Source organism: Janibacter sp. CoH_79_TC_3 (assembly GCF_058197955.1).
In genome coordinates this window covers 1-13,690 of record NZ_JBXWIV010000001.1, presented here as the reverse complement: position 1 = coordinate 13,690, position 13,690 = coordinate 1, and the positions used below count along the sequence as shown (strand labels likewise).

General features: G+C 43.1%; 9 protein-coding genes. 4 read left to right on the top strand and 5 right to left on the bottom strand.

Annotated elements, in window-relative coordinates:
* Positions 1-110 precede the first annotated feature (110 nt).
* Both AC2FA3_RS00045 and AC2FA3_RS00040 read left to right on the top strand, forming a co-directional pair.
* Entirely contained in the window at positions 111-1,370 is a 1,260-nt protein-coding gene (locus AC2FA3_RS00045; RefSeq protein WP_490507752.1) for an MgtC/SapB family protein, read from the top strand.
* A 318-nt stretch (positions 1,371-1,688) separates the two neighbouring features.
* The gene (locus AC2FA3_RS00040) at positions 1,689-2,666 is read left to right on the top strand and encodes a glutathione S-transferase family protein (protein ID WP_490507751.1); all 978 of its coding nucleotides are present in this window, start codon (positions 1,689-1,691) and stop codon (positions 2,664-2,666) included.
* A gap of 97 nt (positions 2,667-2,763) precedes the next feature.
* On the opposite strand, the gene hemB is transcribed toward AC2FA3_RS00040, so the two are convergent.
* The 5 genes from hemB to AC2FA3_RS00015 form a co-directional block, all read right to left on the bottom strand.
* The gene (hemB, locus tag AC2FA3_RS00035) at positions 2,764-3,771 is read right to left on the bottom strand and encodes a porphobilinogen synthase (protein WP_490507750.1); all 1,008 of its coding nucleotides are present in this window, start codon (positions 3,769-3,771) and stop codon (positions 2,764-2,766) included.
* A gap of 269 nt (positions 3,772-4,040) precedes the next feature.
* Complete coding sequence (locus AC2FA3_RS00030) at positions 4,041-5,852, bottom strand: efflux transporter outer membrane subunit (protein ID WP_490507749.1); 1,812 nt, start codon at positions 5,850-5,852, stop codon at positions 4,041-4,043.
* A complete protein-coding gene (locus AC2FA3_RS00025) occupies positions 5,849-9,097 on the bottom strand; it encodes an efflux RND transporter permease subunit (RefSeq protein WP_490507748.1) in 3,249 nt (1,082 codons plus the stop codon). The genes AC2FA3_RS00030 and AC2FA3_RS00025 overlap by 4 nt, the downstream gene beginning before the upstream one ends.
* Before the next feature lie 35 nt (positions 9,098-9,132).
* Positions 9,133-10,524: an efflux RND transporter periplasmic adaptor subunit gene (locus AC2FA3_RS00020; protein ID WP_201546975.1), complete on the bottom strand. Its 1,392-nt coding sequence runs from the start codon at positions 10,522-10,524 to the stop codon at positions 9,133-9,135.
* Between the two features lie 692 nt (positions 10,525-11,216).
* Positions 11,217-12,263 (bottom strand): polyprenyl synthetase family protein, encoded by a 1,047-nt coding sequence (locus AC2FA3_RS00015; RefSeq protein WP_490507747.1) that lies wholly within the window; start codon positions 12,261-12,263, stop codon positions 11,217-11,219.
* A 620-nt stretch (positions 12,264-12,883) separates the two neighbouring features.
* On the opposite strand from AC2FA3_RS00015, the gene rplU reads away from it, so the two are divergent.
* A complete protein-coding gene (rplU, locus tag AC2FA3_RS00010; protein WP_010199185.1) occupies positions 12,884-13,195 on the top strand; it encodes a 50S ribosomal protein L21 in 312 nt (103 codons plus the stop codon).
* Positions 13,196-13,286: 91 nt separating this feature from the next.
* On the top strand, positions 13,287-13,544 hold the full coding sequence (gene rpmA / locus AC2FA3_RS00005; RefSeq protein ID WP_010199200.1) for a 50S ribosomal protein L27: 258 nt from the start codon (positions 13,287-13,289) through the stop codon (positions 13,542-13,544).
* Positions 13,545-13,690: the final 146 nt, after the last annotated feature.

Sequence of the window (13,690 nt, the reverse complement as noted above, 5' to 3'; positions counted from 1 at the left end):
GCTATAGAACTCCAAGACAGGTGTGGTTTGATTTTTATCGTCATGCTGCGTAATCAAAATCTCCCAAGTTCAACTGTACGAATTTGACAGCAGGGGTCATAGAGAGTGGGATGAATTTCATAATAGAGAATACATTTACGATTGAATCTGTCCAACATTTAATGACTGCATCTACTGCAGCACTAGGTTGTGGACTACTCATTGGTCTAGAAAGAGAGCGTAGCAAACAACGTGAAAATCAACATAGCTTTGCAGGTATTAGATCTTTTGCAATTTGCTCTCTATTAGGGACAATTTGCTTTGCTTTCGGTTTATTTATGGGACTCATAGGAGCATTGATAGTAGGTGGTATCAGTATCATCTCTACTCATAAACAAATTGAAGATCCAGGTGTAACCACTGAACTTGCTTTTATACTCACCTATTTTATAGGTGGACTGTGTTTATGGCATATTCCTTATGCAGCTGCACTTACAGTAGTCCTTACCTTCCTTCTAGTGACAAAGCATTCAATGCATGGAGTAGCGGTTAGATGGATTACTGAGCGTGAATTCAGAGATGGCATCTTTTTACTTGCTTTACTTTTAATTGCACTTCCTTTAACCCCCAATAGAGCTCTTTGGGGTTCAGTACTAAATCCTTATATTATTTTAAAATTATTGATATTGATTTTAGCCATTCAAGCACTGGCACATATGGCAAAGAGGCTTTTACCATCACGCCACGCTATGTTTTTATCTGCTTTAGCATCAGGATTTATATCTAGTACAGCCACGGTTGCAAGCCTTGGAATAGAAGTTCGTCATGGTCGTGCAGATGCAAAAGAAAATGCTGGAGCTGCCCTTATATCCTGTGTCGCAACAGTGGTACAACTTCTTATTATTGTTGCAGGCGTAAGCTTTAGTTGGCTTAAAATTTTATTATTCCCATCTATTATTGCCATGATAGTTTTAATTATTCCTGGAATATGGTTGATGAGAAAAACTCGATCCGAAGAGAAAGCTAAGCTAACTGATACACCTATGTTTAGTTTAAAAGAGGCAGGTATCATTGTAGTCACACTTACTATTATTCAAGTACTTGTTTATGGCTTAGGTTTATGGATGGGTGACGCGGGTCTTATTGCAGGAACCGTAGTTAGTTCTATGTTTGAGGTGCATGCAGCAATGGCTGCCGTAGTCATGCAAGGGAACCCAACTAACCCTATTTTATTACTCGCCTTATTACTAGGTTTAGCGACACATGCAATTTCTAAATCAATTAATGCGGCAATTACGGGTGGTTTTCAATACGCACTTGCTTTTGTTCCAATCCAAATTATTCACATGACTGTTTTAATTATCTTGATATATACCATGACGAATAATTAAAACATTTCTCTCATTTATTGGTGTAATGGAAATTTTTCATGCTGATACAGGGTGAACTGCCCCGACTATGTCGGAGTTTGATTTACTTGAGTCAGGCAGCTTCACCTAACAGATTAAGATTATTATTTAAACTATAGAGTATTTGAGAAACAAACAAAGCTTAATGGCTACGCAACATAGAAATGTTATTATAAATTTCTAAACTTAATCATTATGATTTTGATAATCATTTAATACTGCTTGTTTGATAGAAGTGATTTTTAATAGTAGTCATTTTTAATAAAATATATTTAAAACTAAAACAAAACGGAGCAAAATATGGGCTTATTGGTCGATGGTCAATGGCAAGATAAATGGTATGACACCGAGGCAAACGGTGGACGTTTTATGCGAGAAGACGCCGGTTTTAGAAACTGGGTCACGGTCGATGGCAGCGCAGGTCCATCAGGTGTCGGCGGCTTTAAAGCCGAAGCCAATCGTTACCATTTATATGTGTCGCTCGCGTGTCCTTGGGCGCATCGCACTACGATTTATCGTAAGCTAAAGGGTTTGGAGGACATGATTTCGCTGTCTGTAGTGCATCCATTTATGGGCGATAAAGGTTGGACGTTTGCAGAGGGCGCAGGCGTTATTGCTGATCCAATTGTCAATGCAGGTTACCTATACGAAGTTTATGTTGCGGCTAAGCCTGATTATACTGGACGCGTGACGGTGCCAATCTTATGGGATAAAAAAACCAATACTATCGTCAGTAATGAATCTTCTGAAATTATTCGTATGTTTAACTCAGCCTTTGATGAGATAGGGGCAACGGCATTTAACTTTTTACCAAAAGAGTTGCTAGCAGAAATCGATGTGGTTAATGAGTTTGTTTATTCAGCGGTGAATAACGGGGTTTATAAAGCAGGGTTTGCAACGACCGAGGCCGCATATAAAGAAGCGGTAGTGGCGTTATTTGAGGCGCTCGACACGTTAGAAGCACGTTTGACTGACCAACGTTATTTGCTCGGTGATACGATTACTGAGGCGGACTGGCGCTTATTTACCACGCTGGTGCGCTTTGATGCCGTATATGTTGGGCATTTTAAATGTAATATTCGCCGCATTGTTGATTATCCCAATCTTTGGGGTTATCTGCGTGATTTATATCAGGTGCCGGGTATTGCCGAGACGGTAAGTATCGAGCATATCAAGGCGCACTATTATACCAGCCATGCCAATATCAATCCTACGTGTATTATCCCTGTCGGTCCCGTTCTTGACTTTAACGAGCCGCATGACCGTGCGCATTTATAGATTTTATTAAACTTTTTAAATACTGCTAATAAAAAACCGCGCCAGCTTATGTATTAGCTGGCGCGGTTTTTTTATATACAAAGCCGTTTAAGGCATATTAAGCATTATTTAACTGACGAGACGCTTCTAGGGCGAAATAAGTCAAAATTCCATCAGCGCCTGCACGGCGGAAACCAATCAAGGATTCCAAAATTACTGCATCGGTTAGCCAGCCATTTTGAATGGCAGCCATATGCATCGCATATTCACCAGACACTTGATACGCAAAAGTTGGTACGCCAAAGGTATTTTTGACTTCGCGGATAAGGTCTAAATACGGCTGACCGGGTTTAATCATCACCATATCTGCGCCCTCGTTGATATCCATAGCAACTTCATGCAGCGCTTCGGCGCGATTACCAAAGTCCATCTGGTATTGCTTTTTATGACCGCCTTTTAAATTACCGGCACTACCAACGGCATCACGGAACGGACCGTAGTAAGCAGAGGCGTATTTTGCAGAGTAGGCCATGATAGCGGTATTGACAAAGCCTTCGGCTTCAAAGGCGTCACGCATGGCTTTGATGCGGCCATCCATCATGTCGCTAGGCGAGATGATATCAGCGCCAGCGCGGGCGTGGACGAGCGCTTGTTTGACCAAGACTTCGACGGTTTCATCATTCACCACATAGCCGCTATCATCGAGCAGGCCGTCTTGACCGTGTGAGGTATAAGGGTCTAGCGCCACATCAGTCATCACTACCATTTCTGGCACGGCATCTTTGACCGCTTTGACGGCGCGTGCGCTAAGGCCATTTTCGTCATAAGCCGATTTGCCATCAGGTGTTTTTAATGAATTATCAATAACAGGGAAAATGTCGATCGTGGTGACACCCTCTGTTAATAATTCTTTGGCGTAATTGATCAGCAGATCAATCGATAGACGCTCAACACCGGGCATACTAGCGATTGCTTCACGCTTATTTTTGCCTTCTATAACAAATACAGGGGCGATAAAGTGCTTTGGATGCAGCTCAACTTCGCGAATCATTGCGCGGACATTGTCGTTATAACGCAAGCGACGTAAGCGTGTTTCAGGAAATTGGCGGTTAAAAGTATAAGTCATGATTTTTCCTTATTTGATTTTAAGCATTGTTATTCATCAGCTTTATGGAATTATCTGTTTTAAAGTATAGGTTTTTATAAAATTGGCACAGCGAAAATGATAAAAGTGTCGTTAATATAATGTTCTACTATACCCAGCACTACTATAACGAATAGCCACTATAACCAATAGTCACTGTCGAAAGCAAAAAGCCCTACCAAGTCGGTAGGGCTGATTGTCGTTATCGACTGTCTATGTGAGGAACTTTATCTCACAACATCTAGGAATGCTTAAGGCTCAACAATCTGCGTGACCGGCACTTGCTCAACACTGGTCTCATTAAAAGTAGTCTTTTCAGTGACCACGCCTACCGCAGCATCTGTCTTGCCATCATTATTGACATCGACGACTGCGGTTGGATTAAAGGTCGCTGTTTGTGTTGGTTGCGCACGCTTAATCGCTTGCGCTTCTTGCACAGAAGCAACCCGCGCTGAGCTAGCTGCATCGATGGCATCGACCGCTTTTGCTTTATTGCTATTGGCAGGTAGATTGACCAATTGCACTAAGTTTTTACTTGGTACAGGAATCGCCGTCGGTACATCAAGATTGGCACCGCCACCTAGCACTTGGTAAAGCTCAACTTGGCTGACAATTTTTTGTAGCTCTAAGTCCAAGATACCTTGCTGCGTTGAGAACAACGAGCGCTGTGCATCGAGCACGTCTAGATAGTTTGCAATACCTGCTTTAAAGCGTGCATCGGCAATCTGATACGTTTGCTCAAAGTTATCTTGCAGACGGTACTGAGCTTCAAGCTGATCGCCCAATGTAGCGCGTGTAGCCAAGACGTCGGATACTTCGCGGAATGCCGTTTGGATAGATTTCTCATAGCCTGCAAGCGTTTGTTCACGCTCGATTTTAGCCACATCGTAATTGGCATCCAAGCGACCAGCGTCAAAGATAGGCACGCTAATACTTGGGCCAAATGACCAGCCAACCGAACCACTTTTAAATAAGTCATCTAAACTGCCGCTACTAACACCCACACTACTGGCTAGGCTGATAGATGGGAAGTAAGAGGCGCGGGCCACTTCGATATTGGCACCAGCGGCTTTTAAATTATACTCCGCTTGTAGTACGTCTGGGCGATAGCGTAAAAGCTCACTTGGTAAACCGGCGTTAAATATCTTTTGGTTGGTGATATTGCTGACCGCAGGCGTCGGAATAAGGTTAGTCGGAATAGGTCCACCAACCAAAAACTGCAAGGCATTACGCGCTTTTAAAATACTGCTTTGCGCACGTAGGACAGCAAGTTTGGCATTTTCTAATGAGGCACTGGCTTGCAGAGACGGCAGCTTAGGATCAATACCAGCTTCAAAGCGTTTATCAGCAATAAATAGTGATTTCTCACGACTTTCAACTGTCGCTTCTGCCAGTTTTAACTGCGCTAAACTGTAGCTTAAATTGGCATAACTTTGGGCAATATTACTAATCAGGCTGATTTGGGTTGAATCTTTCGCCGCGGTAGTGGCTAAAAAATTCTGCAATGCTTGATCTTTTAAGCTGGCGATTTTACCCCAAAAGTCTAACTCATAGTTAGCAAGACCAAGATTGACGCTATATGAGCTGTTAGGGTTTTTATCGCGGCTATTTTGCGCTTGGCGCGTATAACCGCCACTACCATCAATTCTAGGTAAATCATTAAGATCGGTGATTTGATATTGGGCGCGTGCTTTTTCAATGGCTAAACGCGCACTTTCAAAGTCTTTGTTGTTCTCTAACCCTAAAGCAATCAGACCTTTTAGGCGCTCGTCGCTATAAAAGTTCTGCCAGCGTTGACCGGCGATACTTGGCTGATTGGCGCTACTCACGGTTTCCTTATCGAACGCGCCATAGGCTTGCTCGATAGGCACGTTTGGCTCTGCAAGGACAGGACGCATATCAGCTTTAGGAATAGTATTACAAGCAGCCATGCTTAATGCTAAAGCGGTTAAGCCGATTAGACGACCACCATTTTTGCGCAGTATTGCTAGCGCTGGTTGCGCAGTGGTAGCAATATTTGCTACCGCCGCTGAGTTGGTTGTAAAAGTTTTTTGGGCACTCATTGTGTATTATCTCCAAAGCTTGCAGGCTGATAACTCTCAGAAGGCGTTGGGTCAGAAGGCATAGGGCCTTGCGGGTCAGGCGAACCGTCGTTGCCATTATCTCTATCGTTAGGCTTATTGTTCTCGTATTTGTGCGGGAACATACTACGTACCCAAATATAGAACATCGGAATAAAGAAGATACCTAGTAATGTCGCAGTCACAACACCACCAACCACACTGGTACCGATGGCGTTTTGGCTACCAGAACCAGCACCTGTGGCGATGAATAATGGCACAACACCGAGACCAAAGGCAAGTGAGGTCATAATGATAGGACGCAAACGCTGACGCGCGGCGGTCATAACAGCCTCTTTTAGGGTATAACCTTCTTCTTGATGGTCCCTTGCAAACTCGATAATCAAGATGGCGTTTTTGGCTGACAAGCCGACCACCGTGAGTAGACCAACTTGCAAGTAAATATCATTCGATAAACCACGGAACCAAGTAAACAGCACTGCTCCCAATACACCAAGTGGAATCACTAGCAACACTGAGAATGGAATTGACCAACTCTCATACAAGGCGGCAAGACATAAGAATACGACTAAGATTGAGATAGCATACAGCATCGGCGCTTGTGCACCTGACTTTTGCTCTTCTAATGACAAGCCTGTCCATTCATAACTGATACCGTCTGGTAACTGTTCAACCATCGCTTCCATAGCTTCCATCGCCTCGCCAGTACTTAGACCAGGAGCGGCGCTACCTTGGATATTCATTGAGGCCAAACTATTATAGCGCGTGAGACCCGGTGAACCGGTTTCCCACTTACTACTAGAGAAAGCATCAAATGAAATCATATCGCCCGAATTGTTACGAACATACCATTTACCGATATCATCGGGATTAGTACGGCTACTAGGCTCACCTTGTACAAACACGCGTTTGACACGACCACGGTCGATAAAGTCGTTGATATAACTTGAACCCCAAGCGGTAGAGATGACGCTATTGATATTTGCCATAGACAAACCATAAGCAGCGGCTTGTTCTTGGTTAATATCAACTTTAAGCTGCGGCGCATCTTCTTGTCCGTTTGGACGTACACCTGCAACTTTATCGTTTTGAGCAGCCATGCCAAGTAGCATGTTGCGTGCCTCTAACAGACCTTCGTGCCCGACGTTACCAGAATCCTGTAGCATCAAGTCAAAACCACTAGAGTTACCAAGCCCACTAATTGCTGGTGGGATGATATTAAAGACAGTCGCTTCATTAATCTGGGTAAAGAAATAACCCTGTGCACGATCAGAGACTGCCCGTGCTGTATTCTCTTCACCCTTACGATCTGCCCAGTCGCTGAGTTTTACGAAGGCGATACCGACGTTTTGTCCTTGTCCTACAAAACTAAAGCCTGCGATGGTAAATGCTGAAGCCACATTATCAGGTTCTTGGCCACTATAATAAGCGCTTACTTTATCTAGCACCGCTTGCGTTTCATTCAGTGTCGAACCAGCGGGTAGCTGTACGGCGGTAAACATAATACCCTGATCTTCTTCTGGTAAGAACGAGCCGGGGATACGTAAGAATACCACTGCCATGATACCGATGATGGCAGCATAAATAATGAGATATACCCACTTAAGGCGGAAACTTTTGCCGACGGACTTTTCATAAGAGCGGCTGGCTTTTGTGAAAGAGCGGTTAAACCAACCAAAGAAACCTTTTTGATCCTCAGAGTTGCCTTTTTCATGACTTTTACTACGTTTTAGTAAGGTCACACATAGGGCAGGGGTAAAGATAAGCGCCACTAGCGCCGACAGCACCATACTGGTAATTAAGGTAATGGCGAACTGGCGATAAATTACCCCAGTTGAGCCACCAAAGAATGCCATCGGTACGAATACTGCTGATAAGATAAGTGCGATACCAACAACGATTTTACTGATCTCACCCATTGATTGGATAGTAGCGTCTTTGATAGATATATTTTGATCTTCTTCCAATAGCCGCTCGACGTTCTCTACCACCACAATCGCATCATCGACCAATAGACCAATGGATAGTACCATCGCAAACATAGTTAGGACGTTGATACTAAATCCTGCGATATACAGGACTGCAAAAGTACCCAGTAGTACCACAGGTACAGCAAGGGTTGGAATGATAGTCGCGCGCCAGTTCTGCAAAAAGACGAACATGACGATAAATACTAATATAATCGCTTCGATTAAGGTTTTGACCACTTGCTCAATAGACAAGCGCACAAACGGGGTCGTGTCATAAGGAATGACTGATTTCAGACCGATAGGGAAATTGGCTTCTAGCTCGGCGACGCGGTCACCAACCAATTCGCGAGTTTCAAGCGCGTTAGCACCACTTGCCAGTGAGACGGCAAGGCCAGCTGCCTGTTGGCCATTAAATAAGGCAATGGTACTATAGTTTTCACTACCAATTTCTACCTTTGCAACATCCCCTAAGCGTACTTGTGCCCCTGAGCTGTCGGTTTTTAGTAGAATATTTTTAAATTCGTCAGGTGTCTTTAGATAGCTTTGTACTGTGACTGTTGCGTTAATAACTTGTTCATCGACCTCAGCAGGTGCTTGACCTAATTGACCGGCAGATACTTGTGCGTTTTGCTCTCGCACAGCATTAACCACGTCGGATGGCACCAAGCTATAGGCACGTAAACGTTCAGGATCGAGCCAAATACGCATGGCGTACGAGGCGCCGAATGCTTGGACTTGACCAACCCCTTCGACACGGCTGAGCTGATCGACAACATTAGAGTTGATATAGTCACCGATATCAGCAGGATCCATACTGCCATCTTCGGACACAAAACCAAATACGGCTAAAAAGCCTTCAGAGGCTTTATTAACGTTGACGCCTTGACGCTGTACTTGCTCGGGTAATGAGCTCATGGCAGCTTGCAATTTATTTTGTACCTGAACCTGCGCGGTATCAGAATCGGTACCGTTCTCAAAGAACAGCTGTACAGAGGCGCTACCGTTTGAGGCACTTGACGACTTCATATACATCAAGCCATCAAGCCCTTTCATGCGCTGCTCAATAATCTGTACGACTGAGTTTTCAACAGTCTCAGCGTTAGCACCAGGATAGCTGGCACTGACCGTGACGGTTGGCGGCGCAATTGCTGGATACTGCTCAATCGGTAAGTTGATAACCGATATTATCCCGATAAGCATGACTAAAATAGCCATCACCCATGCAAAAATAGGGCGATCAATAAAAAAACGTGACATAGTAAATCCCTAAGTCTTCCTAGCTTTGAATGGAATTATTTGGCGGCTGGTTGTGCCGGTTTGTTGGCAGTTTTACCATCGGTAGACTTATCCATATTCTTTGCAGCTTGCTGCGGCGTTTGGGCATTAGCTGCTCCTGGCTTAGCGGGTGCAGCATTGGCATCTGGTAATGGTTTAGCGACCACCTCTTGCTCAGGCTTCACTTTTGCACCGCCGATAACGACTACTTTGTCGCCAGCTTGAAGACCGTCAGTGACTACCCACTGTCCTTTATACGTGCCATTAATAGTAACCGGACGAACTTGGATTTTGTTATTTGCATCAACGATATAAACTTGCGTTTCACTCTTGGTAGAGCGCATCACCGCGCTTTGTGGGACGAGTGCCGCATTAGTAATCACGCTTTGGGTTAAGCGGGTGCTGACATACATACCTGGTAATAAGATATTGCTATTATTGGGGAATACCGCACGTAAGGTGACAGCACCGGTTGATTCATCAACTTTTGCTTCAGATAACGCAAGCTCACCGCGTACTGGATAAGTTGAGCCATCCTCTAACACCAGTTCAACTGAGCTCATACCTGCCTGTGCTTTACCTGCAGAGATTTGTTGGCGCAGTTTTAGTAGCTCAGAGGAAGATTGACTGATATCGACATAGATAGGGTCTAGGCGCGAGATGGTCACTAGCGGATCCGGTTGACCGGCGCTGACCAATGTACCTGCAGTTACGCTAGAGCGATCCGTACGACCTGAGATAGGCGCGCGTACGATGGTACGATTTAAATCCAACGTACTTGCTTGTAAGCCTGCCTTCGCCGTTTGGATACCTGCTCTGGCGCTTTCAATACCGGCTTCAGTTTGTCCGATAGCCGCACGCGAACTTTCGACCGCCGCTTGAGCCGTACGAACTTGAGTAACCGCTTGGTCATATTGCTGCTTTGAGATAGCATCAATTTCAATCAAACCTTGCAAACGTTGCAAGTCACTTTGCGCTTGTGATAACGACGCTTGGCGACTGACTAACTCAGCTTTGGCATTGGCATTATTCGCTACTGCTGTCTGATAGTTGGCTTCAGCTTGTTGAATAGCTGCCTGTCCACTGGTGATAGACGTCGCGTAGTTATCGGTATTAATGCGATATAAAGGTTGGTCTTTTTTGACGTTGCTACCCTCACGGAATAACACCTCGTCAATAATGCCATTTACCTGTGGGCGAACGTCTGCGGTTTGATAAGCCGTTGTACGTCCAGAAAAAGTCTGTACTTGTGGTACGTTCTCAAGGGTGACAGTCTGAACGTTGACGACGGCAGGAGGCATCTGCTGCTGTGCCGCTGCGCCAGCTGCGTCCTCTTTTTTGTCACAGCCAACCAGTACAGCTCCAGATAGTACAGATGCTATTACAAGCGCAAGAGTAGAGTGCTTCATCAATGTCCTCGGCAATATAAATATCATATAATAAATAATTACAGTATAAAAAGTTTAGGAGTAAATCTTAACGTGGTGGATATAAAAAATAATATGCATTTACCGTTGCCAATATATTACTCGCTAAACGCGTAATAATCGGATAGGCAGATTTAAAGTAATGGATGATTATAAACTATAGGGTATACCCCACAGTCAAGGTGCAAAAAAGCGTTTTTGCCCCTCATAATCGTATTTCGGCTCAATAACTGTCTAACAACCCTTGATAATACAAGCGTAACGTTAAAAATACCTTGTAAGATTCGTAATGAATGCTGAGCCACAATATTGTTAAATTTTGTTTTTTTGAAATAGATTTAAAGATAGTAGCAAGAAAACCATATAAAAATACAGTAGAAAATGGCATGCACAGAAAAACTGTGTTTTAGCAATACTTAAATGCGAACGCTAAAATTTTGGGGAGAAATGAGTTCTATTAAATCGAAGATGTTATCAATAACCAGAAGGCTGCTGATGTCGCAGCCATAATATTCTGATTTTCTATTAATTGTTATTATAAAGAAAAACTTAACTTAAAATTTAATGATAAGGTGTTTTTTTGCTAAAAGCTGATAATTAAACTGTCAAGAATAAAATTAAACTTTTAACAATAATAAGTTGTTAACAATAAATAGTGTCTATTCTAACAAGATTTATACTAAACGAGCGCTGGCAAGCTCCGTCAATTCATACAGTCCTTGGCGGTAGCGGTTATCAGGTAAGCTGCTCAGCGCTTGCTGTGCAAGCTTAGTCTCTTCCAAAGCGCGCTGCTTACAGTATTCAAGTGAGCCTGAATGTCGTACTAGCTCGATAAGCTGCTCAGCATTTGGTGTTTTACCGGTTTGCACAGCAATACGTAATTGCTCATAGCCCGCTTTGTCGCTGTCTTTTAGTAATTCAAGCGCCTTGATGGTTGGCAGTGTTGGTTTGCCTTCCGCCAAATCATCACCGAGATTCTTGCCCATCAGTTCACTATCGCCACTATAATCAAGCACGTCATCAACGATTTGGAAAGCATTACCAAAATGTTGACCAAAATCAGCCAACGCTTGCAGATGCTCAGTTTTGTTTTGTAAAATTGCAGCACCTTGGGTCGCCATCATAAATAAGCGTGACGTTTTTCCATCGATGATATTTAGGTAGTCTTGTTCCGTAGCTTCAGGATTGTGCTGATGCTGTAGCTGTAATACTTCGCCCTCAGCGATATCACAAGTACCATCTGAGAACACTTGTAATAATGGCAAGCTTTGAAAACCAACCAATAAATTAAAGGCACGGGCAATCAAATAGTCACCGACCAGTACTGCCGTGGCATTATCCCAAGTGGCATTTGCCGTTGGCTTACCACGGCGCTGACCTGATTCATCAATCACATCATCATGTACTAAAGTTGCAGTGTGCAGCATCTCAGTAATAGCCGCCAAATGCATTGCTTGCTGTGATGGTTCATCATTAAACATTCGCGCGCATAATAGGGTAATCAGCGGGCGCATACGTTTGCCACCCGCATTAATCACATGCTGTGAGACACTCATGACCAGCTTAACTTTAGAATTCAAACTGCCAAAGACTTGTTTGTCCATGATATCAAAGTCATCAGCAACGATGCTTTGGATGTCGGCATAGCTTGGCGTGCTTGCTAAAGTCGTTAATGGTGTGGTTGATACCACAGCGGCGTTAGATAAAGAGTTACTGGTCATAATGAGTCGTCATACCAAGGAAAATAAAATGGGTTTGGATAGCTGCCTATTTATAATAGTGCTTATAGCAAATAATAGTGAAGCTATCGTTTGACGCATAATAGCATAGCTATCTGGGTCCATTGTTGATTTAAGTATAGCAAAAATTAAGATAAGCCTTGCAATCTAGTGGCGTATTGCTTCTTTCGTCCTATAATAAATAAAATATATCTGATTAGATTATATTAATCCATGATTAACGTTAGCAATATTTTATTAATAATTATTGTCAATAAAGCCTATATTAACAAAAAACTGTAAGTAACTGATTATATAAGTTATAATAGCCGCTGTTGGATTTTAACCAATGATGGTTCAATGTATTATACTTAAATAAATCTTTTGGTCTTAACATCGATGCTTCATACCCTTGTTAGTCAATCACATCACTTTATGTAAGTAATTATAGATAAAAATTTGAGCCAATATTATTGATATTACCACCTTCAAAACAAGAGATGCGACTTGCTTTTATGAGCAAAAAGCCGTAAAATCTTGCCTTTAATTTTTCCCTGTCGTGTTCGTCGTAAAAGCGTTGGTATGATATCAGCCACGGCACACGGGTTAAACGGAGTCATACAATGTACGCAGTAATCAAAACTGGTGGTAAACAGCACCGTGTAGTCGTCGATGAATTGCTTAAAGTTGAACTACTAAAAGCAGAAACAGGCGCAACGATTAAATTCGAAGACGTATTGATGATTGTTGACGGCGAAACTGTCAAAATCGGTCAGCCTATCGTTGAAGGCGCTAGCGTTGAAGTTGAAGTGGTTGAGCATGGTCGCGGCGAAAAAATCCGTATCGTCAAGCACAACCGTCGTAAGCATTATCACAAAGAGCAAGGTCACCGCCAATGGTATACCTTGTTAAAAATCAAAGCTATTAATGCCTAATTATCCACTTAGCAATTATTGCTAAATAGCGCACTAAATGCTTAAGAGTTATCGCATTAGCGATAAGTCACATTAACAAGGAGATTTTCTCATGGCACATAAAAAAGCTGCCGGTTCAAGCCGTAACGGTCGTGATTCAAACCCAAAAATGCTGGGCGTAAAAATCTTTGGCGGTCAAGCCATCGTCGCTGGTAACATCATCGTTCGTCAACGTGGTACAGAATTCCATGCAGGCGAAGGCGTTGGCATGGGTCGTGACCATACTTTATTTGCACTAAATGATGGTGTGGTAAAGTTTGCGACCAAAGGTAAATTCAACCGTCGTTATGTTATGGTTGAAAGCGCATAATTGCCCATCTGGGTTATTTTAATCGAAGACTAAAATAACTTGATGACTAAAAAAGCCCTTATTACCGTTTTGAACTGACCCCCTAAACTTAGACAGTTTAAGTTTGCATCAAGGACTGAGCTTTGTACTTAACAGGGCTCAGTCCT

Bases quoted from the DNA above. Each gene is read 5' to 3' on its own strand.
- AC2FA3_RS00045 (WP_490507752.1), top strand. From the start codon at position 111: ATGAATTTCATAATAGAGAATACATTTACGATTGAATCTGTCCAACAT.
- AC2FA3_RS00040 (WP_490507751.1), top strand. From the start codon at position 1,689: ATGGGCTTATTGGTCGATGGTCAATGGCAAGATAAATGGTATGACACC.
- hemB (WP_490507750.1), bottom strand. From the start codon at position 3,771: ATGACTTATACTTTTAACCGCCAATTTCCTGAAACACGCTTACGTCGC.
- AC2FA3_RS00030 (WP_490507749.1), bottom strand. From the start codon at position 5,852: ATGAGTGCCCAAAAAACTTTTACAACCAACTCAGCGGCGGTAGCAAAT.
- AC2FA3_RS00025 (WP_490507748.1), bottom strand. From the start codon at position 9,097: ATGTCACGTTTTTTTATTGATCGCCCTATTTTTGCATGGGTGATGGCT.
- AC2FA3_RS00020 (WP_201546975.1), bottom strand. From the start codon at position 10,524: ATGAAGCACTCTACTCTTGCGCTTGTAATAGCATCTGTACTATCTGGA.
- AC2FA3_RS00015 (WP_490507747.1), bottom strand. From the start codon at position 12,263: ATGACCAGTAACTCTTTATCTAACGCCGCTGTGGTATCAACCACACCA.
- rplU (WP_010199185.1), top strand. From the start codon at position 12,884: ATGTACGCAGTAATCAAAACTGGTGGTAAACAGCACCGTGTAGTCGTC.
- rpmA (WP_010199200.1), top strand. From the start codon at position 13,287: ATGGCACATAAAAAAGCTGCCGGTTCAAGCCGTAACGGTCGTGATTCA.